Annotated in this window: 14 protein-coding genes; 3 read left to right on the top strand and 11 right to left on the bottom strand. The window is 50.8% G+C overall.

Translation table 11 applies throughout. The annotated features are described in order from the left end of the window. Nucleotides 1-512 precede the first annotated feature (512 nt). The 7 genes from H6G89_RS12905 to H6G89_RS12935 form a co-directional block, all read right to left on the bottom strand. Nucleotides 513-674, bottom strand: a complete 162-nt coding sequence (locus H6G89_RS12905; RefSeq protein ID WP_190506737.1) for a hypothetical protein — start codon at nt 672-674, stop codon at nt 513-515. Between the two features lie 158 nt (nt 675-832). After that, entirely contained in the window at nt 833-2,932 is a 2,100-nt protein-coding gene (gene fxsT / locus H6G89_RS12910; protein ID WP_309229835.1) for an FxSxx-COOH system tetratricopeptide repeat protein, read from the bottom strand. A 51-nt stretch (nt 2,933-2,983) separates the two neighbouring features. Further along, a complete protein-coding gene (locus H6G89_RS12915) occupies nt 2,984-3,511 on the bottom strand; it encodes a toll/interleukin-1 receptor domain-containing protein (protein ID WP_190506741.1) in 528 nt (175 codons plus the stop codon). 146 nt (nt 3,512-3,657) lie between these two features. Then, nucleotides 3,658-4,719 (bottom strand): aromatic ring-hydroxylating dioxygenase subunit alpha, encoded by a 1,062-nt coding sequence (locus H6G89_RS12920; RefSeq protein ID WP_190506743.1) that lies wholly within the window; start codon nt 4,717-4,719, stop codon nt 3,658-3,660. Nucleotides 4,720-5,033: 314 nt separating this feature from the next. Then, nucleotides 5,034-6,971, bottom strand: a complete 1,938-nt coding sequence (locus H6G89_RS12925) for an FAD-dependent oxidoreductase (protein WP_190506744.1) — start codon at nt 6,969-6,971, stop codon at nt 5,034-5,036. A gap of 541 nt (nt 6,972-7,512) precedes the next feature. Then, a complete protein-coding gene (locus H6G89_RS35000; RefSeq protein ID WP_190506746.1) occupies nt 7,513-9,324 on the bottom strand; it encodes an asparagine synthetase B family protein in 1,812 nt (603 codons plus the stop codon). 215 nt (nt 9,325-9,539) lie between these two features. Continuing rightward, the gene (locus H6G89_RS12935; RefSeq protein WP_190506748.1) at nt 9,540-9,755 is read right to left on the bottom strand and encodes a hypothetical protein; all 216 of its coding nucleotides are present in this window, start codon (nt 9,753-9,755) and stop codon (nt 9,540-9,542) included. Between the two features lie 102 nt (nt 9,756-9,857). Here H6G89_RS12935 and H6G89_RS12940 point away from each other — a divergent pair, with 102 nt between their 5' ends. Then, on the top strand, nt 9,858-11,057 hold the full coding sequence (locus tag H6G89_RS12940) for a methyltransferase domain-containing protein (protein WP_190506750.1): 1,200 nt from the start codon (nt 9,858-9,860) through the stop codon (nt 11,055-11,057). Nucleotides 11,058-11,068: 11 nt separating this feature from the next. Here H6G89_RS12940 and H6G89_RS12945 read toward each other — a convergent pair whose 3' ends face one another. The 4 genes from H6G89_RS12945 to H6G89_RS35695 form a co-directional block, all read right to left on the bottom strand. Next, a complete protein-coding gene (locus H6G89_RS12945; RefSeq protein WP_190506752.1) occupies nt 11,069-12,427 on the bottom strand; it encodes an FAD-binding oxidoreductase in 1,359 nt (452 codons plus the stop codon). A 175-nt stretch (nt 12,428-12,602) separates the two neighbouring features. After that, nucleotides 12,603-13,211, bottom strand: a complete 609-nt coding sequence (locus H6G89_RS12950) for a PEP-CTERM sorting domain-containing protein (RefSeq protein WP_190506762.1) — start codon at nt 13,209-13,211, stop codon at nt 12,603-12,605. A 483-nt stretch (nt 13,212-13,694) separates the two neighbouring features. Continuing rightward, the gene (locus tag H6G89_RS12955; RefSeq protein WP_190506764.1) at nt 13,695-14,504 is read right to left on the bottom strand and encodes a hypothetical protein; all 810 of its coding nucleotides are present in this window, start codon (nt 14,502-14,504) and stop codon (nt 13,695-13,697) included. Between the two features lie 74 nt (nt 14,505-14,578). Continuing rightward, entirely contained in the window at nt 14,579-14,710 is a 132-nt protein-coding gene (locus H6G89_RS35695; protein WP_255519406.1) for a hypothetical protein, read from the bottom strand. 68 nt (nt 14,711-14,778) lie between these two features. On the opposite strand from H6G89_RS35695, the gene H6G89_RS12960 reads away from it, so the two are divergent. Further along, nucleotides 14,779-17,316 (top strand): sigma 54-interacting transcriptional regulator, encoded by a 2,538-nt coding sequence (locus H6G89_RS12960; protein WP_190506766.1) that lies wholly within the window; start codon nt 14,779-14,781, stop codon nt 17,314-17,316. 421 nt (nt 17,317-17,737) lie between these two features. Beyond that, complete coding sequence (locus H6G89_RS12965; protein ID WP_190506768.1) at nt 17,738-17,893, top strand: hypothetical protein; 156 nt, start codon at nt 17,738-17,740, stop codon at nt 17,891-17,893. Nucleotides 17,894-17,984: the final 91 nt, after the last annotated feature.

The raw sequence follows: 17,984 nt of genomic DNA on the forward strand, positions 1-17,984 counted from the left end.
ATACCCAGGTTGAAAAGCCGGGGATCTTTGCCCGTACAGCCGCGATTAATCGCGGCTCTTCAGAATCTCCTGCAACACTGCCTGCGTCATCGGATGATCGGACAAGCTCTCTGCCCAATTGCTGTTCTCGGATGGCGATCGCTCATACATCCACGAGGATTGAATGGACGCTGACGAGGATCAAACACTCATTCACGAGAATCAAAGACTCATTCACGAGGATTAAACACGCGCTCACGAAGATCAAACACTCAACGACGAGGATTAAACACTCAACGACGAGGGTCAACACTGCGATGACAAGGATCAAATACTCATTCACGAGGATCAAACACTCAACGACGAGGATCAAAGACTCAACCCCCCACCTCAACTCTGGACTAATGACCCTCCACTCCTCACCAGATCCCCGGCTTCTTGTATCAACCTTTGAAGCAGAAGGACACCCAGGCTGAGAAGCCGGGGATCTTTGCCCCACTCACTGAGCAGTGAACCAAACCGTACAGCCGCGATTAATCGCGGCTCTTCAGAATCTCCTGCAACACCGCCTGCGTCATCGGATGATCAGACAACTCCCCTTCCCGACCTGCCTCAACCAATGCTTGCACCAAACCCCGAAAGTTATTGAACCCTGCTTGTATGTAGGGATGATTTTCGGGCAGAGTCTTTACCAAAATCTCTAAACATCGCCCATAGAGCGGTTCTGCCTCACTGTAGCGGTGAACGCAAGACCTCCGACTTCTTCAAGAAGTCGGAGGTCTGAAGATCTCGACGAATCTCATCACAGACTTTACCTAATCTCATTCTTGAGCAGTGCTTTGAGACCGAATGGTTAGACCGAATGATGAATAGTTTGCCACCACTGACGGGCATTAGTTGTATCAGGATGCTGATCGCCCAAGGTGCGCTCAAAAATGGTTACCGCTCGGCTAATCAAAGGTTTTGCTTCAGTGAGTCGATTCATGTTGTAGTAGAGTCCTGCCATATTCCATAAACTAATGGCGACATCGGGATGCTCCCTGCCCAACTGCTGTTCTCGGATGGCGAGCGATCGCAGATAGAGCGGCTCGGCATCAGCGTAGCGTCCCTGCGACTCGTAGAGTCCTGCCAGATTGTTGAGGCTGGCGGCGACATGGGGATGCTCCCTGCCCAACTGCTGTTCCCAGATGGCGAGCGATCGCACAAAGAGCGGTTCTGCCTCACTGTAGCGTCCCTGCGACTCGTAGAGTCCTGCCAGATTGTTGAGGCTGGCGGCGACATGGGGATGCTCCCTGCCCAACTGCTGTTCCCAGATGGCGAGCGATCGCACAAAGAGCGGTTCTGCCTCACTGTAGCGTCCCTGCGACTCGTAGAGTCCTGCTAGATTGTTGAGGCTGGTGGCGACATCGGGATGCTCCCTGTCCAACTGCTGTTCTCTGATGGAGAGCGATCGGACAAAGAGCGGTTCTGCCTCACTGTAGCGTCCCTGCGACTTGTAGAGGTTTGCCAGATTGTTGAGGCTGGTGGCGACATCGGGATGCTCCCTGTCCAACTGCTGTTCTCTGATGGAGAGCGATCGGACATAGAGCGGTTCTGCCTCACTGTAGCGTCCCTGCGAACGGTAGAGTGCTGCCAGATTGTTGAGGCTGGAGGCGACATGGGGATGCTCCCTGCCCAACTGCTGTTCATAGATGGCAAGCGATCGCACATAGAGCGGTTCTGTCTCGCTGTAGCGTCCTTGATCCTTCAGATAATACCCTGTACAAACCAGCAGCCATGCCCAGTCAGTGCTTTCCAATGCAACTGATTCTGGTCGGGCTGCAATTGCTTGCACGTGAGGGGTTAATTGTTTACAGACTGCCCAGTTTTCAATCTTTTGCACATCCGGGAAAACGGCTGTTAATCCGGCGATAGCTCGGTGCAGCCAGGTGTGTTGGTCGGTGGGGGTGAGGCGGTGCCAGATGACGGTCTGCACCATGCGGTGAATGCTGTAGCAGGTGGTTTTTCGCTCCCGTTGAATCAGAGAGAAATCAGCCAGAGCCGCGAGTTGTTCCCCCAGTGCCAGTTCATCCGTGCAATCCGTTAGTTCAAATTGCTCAGCACAGTTCAGCAACAACGCTTCAGAAATATCATCCGCTGCCAACACGGCACTCAACTGAAGAATGGGAATAGAGGCGGGCGATCGCCTCTCCACTTCCTCAACGTTTAACAGCCAGGTGGTGGCGACGGAGTTGGGGTAGTCTCCGGTTTGGGGGAGTTCTTTTTCCAGTAAGGTGAGGGATTGCTGTTGATAATGCTTCCAATACACGGCAAACGATACGCCTGTGCGTTGCAGATAGGCGGCGGCTTGCTCTAATGCCAGAGGCAACCCATCCAGTGCCGTTGCCAGGGCAGTCACAGCAGCTAACTCGTCCGGAGTCAGGGAGGGGCGATCGGTGCGGTCTTGCAAAAAAGCGATCGACTCATTCTGTGAGAGTTTGTTGACTGTGAGGGGTGCTCTGATGCCCAGACTGGTGAACCGTTGTGCCCGTGAAGTCAGCAGGACTCGTCCTTTGGGGTTGCGCGGCAACCAGGGTTTGACCCACTGCGGTTCATCGGCGTTGTCAAAGATCAGTAGCCAGCGATCGTGGGTGTCTAGCCACTGGAGCGATCGCCCTGCCAGTTCGTCTAAGCTGCCTTCGCCTAAATCGAGTGATCGGGCGAGGTCTGCCATGCCCGTCACTACAGCCAACTCGGTGTCTGCCTTGACCCAAAACACCCAGTCATAGGTAGGAGTGTCACGGAAATGACGATAGGCATACTCCACAGCGGTTTGAGTTTTGCCAATGCCCCCTAAGCCAGCGATCGCTGCGACCTGGTTTAATGCGGTGATGCCCGTCCCCATGAGGGTATTGTGCAGGTCATCCAACAGTTGCAATCGACCTGTGAAATGGGGATTCCGCTGATAGGGAATCTGGAATTTTTGGGGGCTTAACGCTGTCCGTTCCCGTCCGGACGACTCCTCTCATATGTCAGGTGCTTTGCCATCAACAATTTGCGACAACCGTTTCGCCACCTTTAAGAAAATTTCGTCTTGCTCATGCTCCTGTAAGCTATTCAACGGTTTGTTAGGTGGGTTCGCCGTCTGAAAGGTACTCAGCGTCAGTTCCTCCGGTCCCTGTTGTGGGTCAGGATACTTAAAGGTAATGTCGTCAAGCTGGCACGCTCGTACAATGATTGGCAAAATAACGACCCCATCATCCTTGGCTCGTTTTAGCAATACAGGCAACTCCGTATTGCGAATATACTTCGACCCCAACAGCGATTGGCTCACCAACAAAACGGCAGCTTTTACCTCATGCAGCTTGGTCTTAATTTCCGTATCCCAGGTGTCACCAATTTCTAACTGTTGGTCTGACCAAATTTGCAATTTTCCCTGTTGATTGAGCGGTTCTAAATACCCCAGCAATCGATCTAACCAACGCCGACTCAAATCAGAATTCTCATTATCCTGATGTGCATAGCAGATAAACACAGGTGGAACGGGTGGCATAGAAAAGGCGATCGCAAATGTATTTCTTTTCTACTCGAATGAAGTAATTTTTTCCACCTCATCTTTTCCCTTGTGTAACCGCTCCCATCTCTAGCGATCGCCAGCCTATACTTCACGCACCCCTTTACTGGCTTTGCGATCGCCTACTACTCAACTCCCGACGCTTGCCGTTGCATCAACCGTTGCACACTCCCCAACGCCCGATTTAACTCATACCCCTTCCGTTGGGGATTGGCGAGATAGGCTTGCTGCTCCTGCTCGATCATCAACACATCTTGACGGACTAACCCATCGAGCAAGCCCTTCGCAGAACCGAAAAAGCTGTCTTTGATGAAGCGACGAAACCATTCCGGGAGCTTGTGCAATCGAGGAAAGGCATTTAACGACGTGAAGTGAATTAAATAGGCGCGAGTATGAGTCTCGTGAACGGGACAAAGCAGGCAATAAATTCTGAAGTCATCACCCAGTTTAGATGCCCAGTGAGGATAGACATAACTAACATCTAACGGTTCAGGATGTAGTTGCCGCATTGCAGGAATGAATAGCTGCGCCACCGACCAGATTTTGTTGATGGTGTAGTAGCTCTGAGCCTGGTAGTGAGCCACGACGCGATCGCCCGTCTCCTCCAAGTCCTCCAGTTTTGCCTCTGCCCATGCCTGATAGCTCTGATGCAAGTGCCCGTGGTGCATATCCATCAGGTTTTCGATCAGGTAGGAGTAGTGGGCTTCACATTCGATGGTGGTGAATGACCCGATGTAATTGAGGTGATCCCATTCCGGTAAGCCCATTAGAGGAACGGTATGTTGCAGCGTGGCATCCCCCGGAAAGAGCCAGATAAAGCCATCCTGCTCCCGCACCGGGTAGGTGCGAATCTGGCAGGTGGGTAACTTCTGGTTATCCGCCAGATAGGGAACCGCCGCACAACGTCCCTCAGCATTGAATTGCCAACCGTGATAGATACATTCCAACTGACCATTCACCACATTCCCCTCGCTCAGCCTGACATGGCGATGGGGACACCGATCTTCGAGCGCATGAACCTCACCCGATTGATCCCGATAGAGCACGATCGCCTGATGCCACAGAGTCACTCCAACGGGTTTTGCCTGCACCTCACCACTCTGAGCAACCACATACCAGTGATTCAGGTTGATTCCCAGACGACGCACATCGCGAGTAGAAGTGGTGGAGAGAGGAGTGTCAAGCATAGTTGGGGGAATAGGAGTGGAAGGGTGGGGAATTAAACAGGAGAGACGCAATTAATTGCGTCTGTACAGCCACATTAGCAGGGAGTGGGGAGTGGGGTAGGGTCAATCGTCAATCGCCCATCGTCAATCGTCAATCGTCAATCGTCAATTGTTAATTGTTCGTTGCTCCTGATCCGTGACTCTCAGCTATTAACCATTAACCATTGACTACTAACCATTGACTATTAACCATTAACCATTAACCATTAACCATTGACCATTAACCATTAACTACTGACCATTAACCATTAACCATTGACCATTAACTACTGACTTCAAATTTGCAGCAGTCCCTGCGGTGAGACAGTCAAGAGCGATCGCCGCTGTACCCCTTCTCGATGCAGGATTTCGTTCGCGGCTAATAAGCCACTGCTAACGGCACGCTCCATCAAGCCACAGGGGAAGGGCATTTTCACCCAATCTCCAGCAAACATCAGGTTAGAGACTAGCGTAGCGGTTTCAGGGCGATCGCTATAACTATTCGGCGGAAATCCGGCAAAATTCTTCTGATTCACCAACTCACGATGCAACATGGTTGCACTTTGCAGTGCAGGGACGATCTCGTAGAGTTCGCTTTCAAAAGTGGTGAGCAATGCTTGCTGCGTCGGAAATTCTCGCTCTTTGTAGCAGTAAGCGTGTAGTTCGACGACGCTACCTCCTGTCCGTTTTGCCCAGTCGATATAGTCGTCCTGAATGCGGTGATAGAGGGTGATGCTGTCAGTGAGACGATAGCCAGACAATGAGGTGAAGTCGCTGTGCTCCCAGTCAAAGTCGCGATCGAACCAGAAGCGAGCGACCGCAAACGGATCGGCAACCGTTAGCTCCTGCACCTGTTTCGCAACTTGGGCGTGAGGTTCTCCCTCAGATAGAGAGAACAAGTGCTGAACGCCGGGAATATCGGCGGCAAACACGTAGTAGTCCGCCTGAACCGTTTGAGTTGGGGTTGTGTCGGCTTGCATCGCCACCAGTTGGATCTGCTCGCCATCGCGACTGAGGACTTTAAAGCGCGGCAGATCGCGTTGGGCAGGACCCCGCAGCACCCGACCCCGATCATCATACTCCGCTCCATGGCAGGGGCAGTGGAAGTGCCCATCGGTTTCAGTGTGGACGGTGCAACCCTGGTGTGTGCAAGAGAGCGACATGGCTTCCTGCTGATTGGGGGCGATCGCATAGACCGCATCTCCCGCTCCAAAAAACTCCAGTTCATCGGTGCTGAGTAACGGGTTACGCTTCACCCAAAACGGCACCGTGCGGCTATTGCCCCCAATTTGATACTCCACGCTGCTGATCCGCCCTTGATCCCAGCCAACCCGGTTGACGGTGGCTTCTGTGATTACCTGTCCACCTGTGGCTGTGATGGCATTCACGATGGGATCAACCAGGCTTCTGCCCATGTCTTGAACCGTACCATTGAAGGCTAACCCCTCTGGATTGCCGAAGAAGTAGAAGTGGAAGAACTGCATCAACTCCGCCGCACTCATGACATCGGGAGCATTGAGGCTGGACTTGGCAAAAGGCAGGAAGTACAGGTCGTATAAGCCGCGTGGAAACTCGTTCTCAACCCATTGGGCAACGGAGAGGTGATCTAACCGCCCATAGCTCTTTTGCGGATGAAACCCGGTAATCTCTCGAAAGACCTGCCAGTGGGCATATTTGGTCAGGTTTAAGCCCCACTGCAAGCGGTTGGTAGACGCGATCGCCAGATCCACAATGTTCCAGGGAAAGGCGGAATGACTGGGGCGAAAGACTTCCGGGTCGTATTTCTTATCCCGGTACACCACGGAATAGTAGTTGAGCGATTTGAAATGGTTCTCAATCTCTAGCTCAGAAACAATGCTTTTGAGGTTGTAGTATTGCGGGAAGAATCCGTGGAATCCGTGCTCCATCCGGAAGGGTTGGTCACCGACTTGAATATCCCAACTGGCAATTTTGCCCCCCAGTTGGGCTGCCCGTTCCAACAACGTAACCACAAATCCGCGCTGACTTAACTCATAGGCACACGCTAGCCCTGCTAGCCCTCCACCAATCACCACCACTTGTTTAGGTTGATCGAGTTGATAGGGCAACGCCAGAGTATCTTGCTTAAAGACGGTGGGCTGGGGCTTCATTAGCCGCGAATAGCCGACCAATCCACCTATCGTGCCAATTCCAAAGAGTTTGAGTAAGGTACGTCGAGAAATAGACGGAGAAGAAGAGCTAGATAACCAATCCATTCGTTAAAAGTAGCCAAATGTTAAAAACAGCCCAATGTCATCAACGCTTTTCAACAGGTGATATGAAGCAGTCCCCCTTGGGGTAATTGCACTACCCCTGATCAAGCAACACTTTACCCCATATATTCTGAAAGCAATGCATTTGTTGTGAAGAAATCGCTTGATTGCCCGTCATTCTAAACAAATGATTGTCAGCATTGATCTCAAACAACATATACATAAATTGCTACAGATATAAGAGATAAAGCCAATAGCGGCAATATTAAATGACCTCACTCAGAATGTAAAGTTAAATCAAGTTGAAGTGTGTTGCTGCGCATTAAATTCTGTAAACAGCATTCGCTGCGATCGCTCCATAGAATTGAGCAAAACCCTTGATACGCAAATATCATAGGCTCTAACTCAGTTCAGAGAAGAGAAACTTATAAGTGATCCTTAGTACTGTGATTCACAGATAGGGTTTGGAAATAAAACCAGGGGGGTATGGGGGCTGTGCCCCAGCCTGGGGTTCCACCCCTGCACCCCGAATTCCCACCCCTATTTACGACGAGTTGTACTTAGACCAGAGCATAAAGCCAATCAAAGCTTTTAGACCAGACGCTTCGAGGATGGCATCTCGCTGAAACCGAACCTGTTCCTCAGGGGGTGGTAAAAGTTCGTTGAGAACGGTCTGGTCAAAAAATACTCCCATTTGCTCTTGACATTGACTTGCTTGCCGTCGGAGGGATCGCCAACCTGGATTGTTGAAATCACAAATGCGGTAGTAGTAGCGGCGATCGCGCCCCAGTTTTCGCAGCAGTCGTTGCCACTTTGACTGTAGAAGATGCCATTGAGCCAGCCTCTCAGAGGTTTTGGTTGCTAGTAGTGGCTTTGTGTTGAACTCGTTGCGATCAAGGGGCAATTGAGCCAATGCGGGAAATTGGGTGCAGAGGAGTTGTTTTTGAGCGTAGCGATCGCACAGGATTTGAATGGGCAGAGCCATCGTTGTTGTAATCAGTTGGCGATCGAGACTCAGCAGCACAGGCCACGCTCCAAAGGTCAATTTCCATGCCGCTGACCCAATGTGAAATCGCTGTTGATGTTGGAGTTCAAACAGCCAGATCCGGCGCAGGTCGTCCTCGGCATAGCTCTCATACCGTGCTCGAATCTGCTGATAAATGTCGGAAACCAGATCTCCAAATATCTCGCGCCGACAGAGCCGCTTGAGGATCTCAGGTTGAATGCCCCAGTGATTGATGCCACGAGTAAAGAACAGGTCAAACGGAGGCACATTCGTTCGATTTCGCGGCATGGGTAACGGTCCTCCCACAACCGCATCCAGAGAGTACCCACTGACCACCCGATGAGCCAGATCTCGCAAATGCGAGTGAATTCCCCAGTTCATCCCCCAGTTGTACCCGTTTGCCAGGTGTTCCCAGCGAGTCACGAGGTGCATGTGGTCGGGATACTGTTGTAGCGGCATGGCGATCGCACGATGCTTGAACCCCAGTTCGCGGGCGACCCGTCGGGCACACTGCATTTCGATATCGGTCGAGATGCCCAGCGTCAAAGCCACAACATCTGCCTGTTGGCGATCGAGATAGCCAGCCAACAGGCGCGAGTCCAATCCACCAGAAAGCATCAACGCATAGGACTGTCCCGGTGGAGCGTGGCGCACCAACGATTGCTCAATCGTCTGTCCCAACAGGTCCAGTTGTTCCGCCAAGGATAAGGCTGCGTAATGGTTACTCTGAGACGCTCCTAAAAGTTGAGTTTGGCTGATCTCCTGAGGAGCCTTTTCAGGTTGACAAACCAGCAGATGACCTGCCGCTAAACGCAAAACGCCTTGCCAGAGGGTTTGACCTGCAAATAGACCATTGGTAAGCAAAATGCCGACCAAGCCCGCTGGATTGAATCGGGGTTGAAACAGGGGGTGATAGCGAAATAGCTCTGGACTGGATGCCACAAGAACGACGTCCGCTTGTGTCCAGTAGTACACCGGAAACAGTCCCATCCGATCTGACCCAACCATCAATCCTGTCTGAGGGTGATAGGCGATCGCCGCATAAAACCCATCAAACACCGGAGCGGATTGAGGATCAGATCCCTGCCAGAGTTGCCGCAGTTGATTGGCATTTACCCTGACTGCACTGCCCTCTGCGATCGCTTCTCCCCAAACCACCGCAACACCTGCTGCATCAGCCTCCCAGGTAATGGGTGCATGGGCATGGGCTGCCCAGATCACCTGCACGTTACCCATGCCACAAGTCTGTGTGACTAACTCCGCAACGGGTGGAATCAGCGGCATCACTGTTTGGACAAACTGCGATCGCCTTTCAGGATCAGGGTCAAGAATCGCTAGAAAATTAGCCACAGGGAGGAACCATTCGCAATCAAACAGATTCGCCAAATTTTGAATTGGCGTTACTTAACGGGAGGTCTAAATCAGGGTTTTGGCGGTTAAAATCGCACCCATACGCAAAACCGACCGACGTTTCGGCAAACCCTTCATTCTTCCGGAGTCCACATTGGCAGACTTGGCTCAAATCGCTGCGAATTCATTCGCCAGATCCTGAAGCCGAATTGCCGCTACTTAAGACTTACAGCAGTTGTGAGAGACATCAGCCATAAATTGATAGCCACAAATCGATTGGTCTGCAAAACATCCTGATACCGATAATTACTAGATGCACCCGTTTCCAGTGCAAATGCGGACGCTTGTAGTGGCAGGTTTTGCAGATAGTTTCTTGGGTTTGCCGTTAGTAAACCGCTAAACCTGCCCCTACCAACATCTGTCTTGGTCACAATTTAATTTGGTATGAAATCCTGAAGATACACTTGGAGACTGTAAACGGAAAAGGAGTTTGATTGACCGCTGGTTGACTGTTAGCAGTGAGATGATCGTGTATGAACTGGCAAAGCATTAAGAACCGACTGTCGAGGGTATGGACAACGATTCGAGCGGAGAATGTTTGTCAAACCACCTCGACCGAATTTGTGCCTTCTATTGGTGATTACTTTGCCTATGACGAACTAATTTACTATTACATGACGCACGATCGCTCCAGAAATGCGATCTACAAAGCAGCGATCAACGCAGTCGTTAAAGATAAAATTGTCCTCGATATTGGTACAGGACAGGACGTAATTTTATCAAGATTTTGTGTTGCGGCTGGAGCGAAACGAATCTATGCGATCGAGCGCAGCAAAAGAGCTTATTTAGCGGCTCAAGCTCTGGTCAAAGAGTTAGGATTAACTGACAAAATTCATCTGATGTTGGGAGATTCGACGGAGGTTGAGTTACCTGAACCAGTTGATGTTTGTGTTTCAGAATTGTTAGGTACGATCGCCGGATCTGAAGGGGTTGCAGTGATTTTAAACAATGCTCGACGCTTTCTAAAACCAGATGGAAGAATGATCCCTGAGCGATCGCTCACTAAGATTGCGGCTGTTGCCCTTCCCGATGAATTGTTGCATCGCTTTGGATTCTCTCAATCTGCAATGCGGTATGTCGATCGCATCTTTCAAGCAGCAGGGCATCCCTTTGATTTACGAGTGTGCATTCGACGGTTTCCGCCGCAATGTATCCTCTCCAATATCGAGACGTTTGAAGATTTGAATTTTAACGGTTTTGTGGAACCGGAGTTTCAACATGAAATCCAATTCACGATTCAACAGTCCGCGAAGCTCAACGGGTTTCTATTGTGGCTAGAGCTAATTACCCTGGAGCCTCACAAAATCGACGTTCTGAAAGAAGATGGAAACTGGCAACCCGTCTACTTTCCTGTGTTTTATCCGGGCGTTGAGGTATCCGCAGGGGATAGGCTACAGGTAACGTGTCGGGCAACCCTTTCTGACAATGGCATCAGCCCCGATTATCAGTTGGTGGGCAAGCTGTTGAAGCAAAGCGGGGAAACGATTGAGTTTCAATATGATTCGCTTCAGCATCGAGAAGGCTTCAGAAAAACTCCTTTCTATCAAGACTTCTTCACTACAACTGGAGCAAGAGTTTTGGAAGCCAGATCTCAACAAAGCATGACTGATCGATTGCGACGTTATCGCCATGTCGCTCGAAAAGCCATGCTTCAGCTACGTCAACAGGGGTAAGTCGGGTTGAATCAGTGAGATTGCTCCCACGCCTTCATCTTGCCTGGATTCAGTAAGCCGTAGGGATCAACCATTTCTTTGAATTGCAATTGCACCGGATCGATCGTCTTGCGACCCCCATCCTCCAGGATGTAAGTGTGGGGGTTGGCGATAAACGCTCCACTGTCTTCGTGATAGCGGATGATCTCCTGTAATCGCTCTGGCGTGGAGAAGCGCACAATTTGCAACGCTGCTGGCACCACACAGCTACTCACCCGAATGAACTCCAGGTGCATCATCACCTCATCTCCAAAGTGGTGATACATATGCTCCAGCAGTTTCAGATCTGGGTCGTAGGGAAACAGCGTTTGCAGATAGGTCAGAGTCGGGTCTACGCTGCGGGCATGGAGGGTGGTGTGGTTCCAGCTAAATTCGGCGATCGCCACTCCCTTACTCGCTTCCTGGGCAGACTTCTGATAACAGATCGTGCCCCCAAACTCGCGCACCAGTTCCCCAAACGGTTCCAGACAGGGTTCCGCAATCATCAACAAAGCGCAGTGGCTATCGGTGGGGATAGAGCTACGCAGAGCCGCAAAGTAATTGGAGATGGGCGAAGCACAGATGCAAATCAGCTTTTTGATGATGCCATCCGAGTCGCCCAACACCTGACCAAATCGCGCAGCAGTCATGAAGTCGGGGAAGGTAACGATCAGTTCTGCCCAGGGATAAGCAGGACCGAGGGGAATCTCCAGTTCGGTAATGATGCCGTTGGTGCCGTAGGCGTGGTTGACCTTTTGCACGTCATCACCCCGCAACTCGATCACACGGGGTTCATCTTCCATCGTCACGACTCGCACCGCATGAAGATTGCCGCGATCGCGCAACTGCCCGTAGGTGATTGAGCCAATCCCGCCACTGCCACCGCCAATGAATCCGCCAACGGTCGCAGTTCGATAAGTAGAGGGAGCCATGCGGATTTCCCATCCCATTTCACGGGTCTGCTTATCGAGGTTGACCAGTTTCACACCGGGTTCAACACACGCCAAACCTGGTTTGACCCATTTCACCGTTTGCATTCGCGTTAAATCGAGGATGACTCCTCCCTTGAGAGGGACACATTGCCCGTAGTTGCCCGTTCCTGCCCCCCGAATCGTCAGGGGAACTTTGAATTGAACGCAGGCTTTAGCCACTTTGAGCACCTCTGCTTCATTGACAGGGCGCACCACTAGATCGCCTACTTTGTCAGACAGCAAAGTTTGCAAGATGGGGCTGTAGGTGTAGTAATCGCGGGAGAGCTTAGCAACTTGCACAGCATCACGGATGACTTCTATGCCGTCTAATGCGGTGACAAAGGCATCCCAATCGGTTGAAGGTAGGGTTGTTGCGGTCATGCAGTCAATTTTATAAAAGCATTAAATTATTGGTAACCATTAAACACTGTACAGGCTGGAAAAACTACCAATTGGTATTTAGACTACTGATCGTAAAAAGGGGAGGACATCAGGTGAAACAACTAAATCCCCAGAATCTCGGAGATTCTGGGGATCTGCTGTAGAACAGAGTCTATTAACGTTGGGCAGCTTTGAGTCGCTTGCTAGCCGCTAAGCCTGCTCCCACGAGCAACAAACCACCGATAACCGTGGGTTCGGGCACATCGGTTGGAGTTTCGCGCAGTGCTACACGGGTAAACGTGCCAATTTCTTCAGGGTCTGAAACCTCTCCATCACCGTCGATGAACTGCAAAAACAAATTGTTCACACTAGGTGGTGCTACGAATCCAAAAACGAACACCGAAAACGGTAACTCGCCTTCTTCATCATCAACTAGAAAGCCAAAAGCAAAGCCATTATCACCGCCATTAACTGGTTGTGGAGGGGTTCCTACCGGAACTGCACCAAAGATGGCAGACTCAGGAACCAGATCATCCAGGGTGTAGATCCGGGGTTGCTCGTCAGCAGTAATGAAATTGAAGGAGAAATCAGTAAAGGAAAATACGCCTTCCTCAAACTCAATATCAGTGTCATAGCTGAAGTAACCGTCAAACTCCAACGTTTCCTCTGGCGTGTCGATTCCAACGGTGAAATCGTAAGTGAGGATGGCAGCTTGAGCGGGTGCTGCGTCGATCGCCACAGTTCCCAGAGTGAGTCCAGCGATCGCGCCTAACAATTTGGGCATGAATGATAGCTTCATAAGATTTGAATCCTGTCGGTTGTGAATGGTTACATCAAGCTAGAAGGGGGTCAAGATCAGTCAATATTTCAATCAAGTTTTATGTAATTTCACGGTTGAAGTAGACTGCTCACCCGTTGATCAAACTCCATTCACAATTGGATTGAGAGCTTGTCTTTAAACAATTCCAAATTTTGGAGTTCTATCCAATCGCCATGTTGTAGGGCGACATGCAACGGGTTTGATAACCTCTTACAACAAGGTTTTCTTAATTTAAAATCGGACATCTAAAGTCCAAAATTTAGAATGGGAAATCTTCGAGTCAGTCTCAAATTCAATTTTCTGAATTTAGAGATGGCTCCATTATTTCTAAACCGATCACTCGATGTCAGTATTTTTGCTGAGGCTTTACTGATAAATTACAATTCTCTTTAAAAAGACAAATACGGCACTACTCCCCATTCCCCACTCCCTACTCCCCACTCCCTTCTACGTCCGATCGCGCTCCAAATCTTCAATCACCTTCTCCCAATACCACATCTCCATGTGACCCGGATGCTTTGAACGAGCGTGAGTTAGCAGTCGTTGAGCCGCAGCGCGATCGCCCGACATCATTTGAAATAGCCGTTCTTGAAGGGCTTGTGGTACGTCTGATGGGGCAGCTTGCGTCAAAATCTCTGGCAGGGGGATGAGAGGTGCAGACGCAACAGTGGAGTCAAGAGCCGTTTGCCCAATTCCACTGGGGGTGTGGAGTTTATCAATTCTCCAAAAGCCATTCTCCTGCACCAATTCCACCTCAATGGGGATCGTTTCGCCAGTTTGGGTGTGAATGATGCCCTTGAGCGTGCCATGGTTTGCCTCGGTTAAGCGAGAAACCCAGACCGCTTTCTTGTATTGCTGAGGCAACTCGGTTTGAGCAAATTTGAGAAAGGGTAACTTGGGCATCCGTGCCTGGAATGCCTCTGACGTGAGGTGATATGCTTCGCTGAGATGCCCCTCTGCAACCCAATAGAGGAAGTTGTTGACGGTTCTCGCCATGTCTCCATCAAGGCGAACGCCCGATGTAGCGACCATTCCCGCGATCGCCACGGTTAGCACCAGAAACATACCACCTGTCACCATCAGTTTGAGCCAAAACGATGGGGCAATAACCCCCAGGAAGCCCAATATTGCTTCTGCGACGCTTAATAGAAAACTGAAAGCCAGGTAAAACACGAAGCCTGCGATCGCCACCTGAACCAGCATCAGGATTAGACCATACACGACCTTTTCAACGATTGACAGCCATTTATGATTCATTCAGCTTTATATCAGGGGTCATAGGGTAGAGTGCGGTCTGCTGGGTGAAATTGGTTCACAAGGTGAATGATCTCTCATGCTTCAATAAATTTAACCCGTTTCAAGTCCAGTTCAGCGTAGGTTGAGGGAATGGGGAATAGGGAATGGGGAATGGGGAGTAGGGATGATGAGTGAACCGTAAAGACGCGATTAATCGCCTCTCTCATACACCTCCACTCTCCTACTCCTCACCCCCTACTCTGCACTGTTAACAAAGACCATCGATTATTGACCAATGACCATTGACTCTACACAACTACAATGGCTGCGGGAGCAAACCTCACTGGGTTCGTTGCCTGAAACGGTCTTAGAGGCGATCGCCACTCAGATTCAGGTGGAGATGGTGCAAGCCAATCGGCGGATTGTGCTAGAAGACACCTCACCTACAGCGTTGTACATTCTCAAGTCCGGACGCTTGGAGAGCTATCACACCAGTTCCACAGGTTTGGCGAGAGCGATCAGTTTGTTGCCGGGGTCGGTGTTGCACCTCAAAGAGTTACTGTTGGATCAACCTGCGGAGCAAACGGTGATTACGCTGGTGGATTGTGAGATCTGGCAGATTCCAGCGACAGAGTTTGCAAAGCTGACCGAGCAATATCCAGAAATTAATCGCACTGTGTCACGACAATTGGCGGCAGAGGTCGATCAACTGGCGGCTCAACTGGCATTTGAGCAAGAACGACAAACCGCCTTGCGTCCCTATCTGGTGCCACGGGTGCGTCGGGGCATCATTGGTTCCAGTCGCTATGCGGTGCGGCTCCGCAGTGACATTAAAAAGGCAACGGGCGATCGCCAGCCTGTGTTGATCTTCGGGGAACCGGGTTTGGGCAAGGACAATGCGGCAGCGTTGATCCACTTTGGGGGGCGCGATCGCAAACAACCCTTGATCAAGCTCAATTGCGACACCTTGCAACCCAACGGAGCAGAACTGTTTGGACGGGCAGGAGGCAAACCTGGATTGCTGGAGTGGTTGGGCGACGGAACTTTGATGCTCAACAACATTCAAGATTTGCCCAAGGATTTAAAACCGAAAGTGGTGCGATTGCTGCAAACCGGAGAATATCTTCCTGTGGCACGCGAAGGAGAGCCAGAACCTGCTCCTCGTCAGTCATCTGCCCGCATCATCATGACGTCTGAGCGCACTCTGCCAGAAATTGAGCGCAAAGGCTTAGTACCTCACTCGATTAAAGTTCCCCCACTAAGAATCCGAAAGGCTGACATTGAGGCGCAAGTCAAGTATTACGTCAGCTTGTATTGCCGTGCCAGAGGGTTAGAGCAACCCGCGATCGCCCCCGAAGCGTTGCGTCGATTGCAGGGGTACGACTTTCCAGGCAACCTGTCAGAACTGGAAAGCCTGGTGGAACGTGCCATTATTCAATCTGCCGGAGCAGAGGTGCTCACCGAAGAGGTGTTCTGGTCAGCCAGCACCAAGGGCAGGCGGTTTCGCTTCAACCTGCTGAATGGCTACCCCCAGTTGCGCCAGTTTCTGCGTAGCCCGTGGTATCCCGATCGGATCAACTATGGCTTCACGCTGACTGCCTTTGCGGTGGTCGTGGCGATGCTGTTTCTCGGTCCTCAAAGTCGCGATCGCAACATTGCCCTCAATCTATTTTGGGCATGGTGGTGGCCCCTGATTCTGATCGCCTTTCCTTTTTTGGGTCGCATCTGGTGCGCCTTTTGTCCCTTTATGATCTATGGCGAACTGGCACAAAAACTGTCCCTCAAGTGGTTTCCACGTAAGCTATTGCCCTGGTCACGAGTCGAAGCCGATCGTTGGGGTGCCTGGTTCCTGTTTGGTTTGTTTGTCCTGATTTTGCTGTGGGAAGAACTCTGGCATCTGGAGAATGTCGCCTATCTGTCTGCCTGTCTGTTGCTGCTGATTACCGCCGGAGCGGTAATCTTTTCTCTGTTGTTTGAGCGGCGGTTTTGGTGTCGCTATCTCTGCCCGATTGGGGGCATGAATGGTATGTTTGCCAAACTCGCCATGATTGAACTGCGTGCCCAACAGGGGATTTGCTCCGCTACCTGCACGACTTACCAATGCTACAAAGGCGGACCCGAAAAAGGCGAAGGTATGGAAACCGGGGGATGTCCAGTTTATTCTCATCCGGCTCAGTTGCAAGACAATCGGGATTGTGTCCTGTGTATGACCTGCCTCAAGGCGTGTCCCCATCGCTCGGTGGAACTCAATCTACGTCCTCCTGGCATTGAACTCTGGACGACCCACACCCCCACCTATGCGGAAGTCTGCCTGTTGTTCCTGATGTTTGGAGCGGCGTTTTTACATCGTCTACCCGAAATTGAGCAGCAGTTTGGCTGGAATCTGCATCTCAATCACTTTGGCATTCACGCGGGGGTGTCCATGTTGGCGTTGCTCGTGCCAGGGGCGATCGCACTTTTGGCTCAAGGGGCGATGCAACTGGTAAATCGTCAACTCAAACCCCGCTCTTTTCTGGAACTGGCGTATGGCTATCTACCATTAGTTTTGGGCGCAAATCTAGCCCACTTTACTCGCTTGGGCTTGAGCGAAGCCGGACGAGTATTACCTGTGACCTTTGCCACCTTTGGTTTAAGTGGAGCCGGATTGCCCGTATTAGTGGCTGACCCGATCATCATTGGCTTTTTGCAAGGCGTGACGCTGATTGTTGCTGTCTGGCTCAGCATTCTGCTGACTCAAAATATTGCCCGTCAACCCTTCCTCAGTTTGCTACCGCAACACCTCGCGACAGTGGCGATCGGCTCTCTGTTGTGGAAGGTGATTGTGGGGTGGTGAGAAGGGAAAAAAGAGAAGAGAAGAGAGAAGAAAGAAGGATAAAGGATAAAGGATAAAGGCTGAAGGATAAAGGCTGAAGGATAAAGGAAAAAAGAAAAGGGTAAAGGGTAAAGGATGAAGGGTGTTGCTGATCCAACATCTAAATTCCGTAGGGGCGTTTCGCGAAATGCCCGTACAGCGTGCGGCAGTTTTGACACAATTGATAAAACTGGTTGTTACTCAACTCAACTCAACAAAAGGTGTGAGGTTAAGCACAATTGAAGCCACTGAAAACCTCTGCAATGAAAGGGTTTAGTTGTAACAGGCATACCGGACGTAAACGAAGTTGGTTTGGCGGTTGTGCAGCCACCAGTACCCACAGTTTGAGGGAGCCTGAGTTGACTTAAGGGGAATTTGATCGGAGAAAACACAATTCAGGTGAGTGTCATCTTCGAGGCTGAGGCGATCGCCCTCACTCAGTTCACTCCAGGGAGTAATCCAAGCCAGTGCTGTTGGTCGCGAAGCAGCATCTAAAAACCAACGTTTAACGGTGTCTCTCTCGGCAAGTGTGCATTGTGGCGATCGCGAGGGATTGTAAATTAGATTGTGTCAAAGGTCAGAAATGAGATCTAATGAACTACTAGACCCGAGACACTCGTACTATGACTTTTCGACCTGAACTCCTCGAT

The sequence above is a fragment of the Oscillatoria sp. FACHB-1407 genome (assembly GCF_014697545.1).
Taxonomy (GTDB): Bacteria; Cyanobacteriota; Cyanobacteriia; order Elainellales; family Elainellaceae; genus FACHB-1407.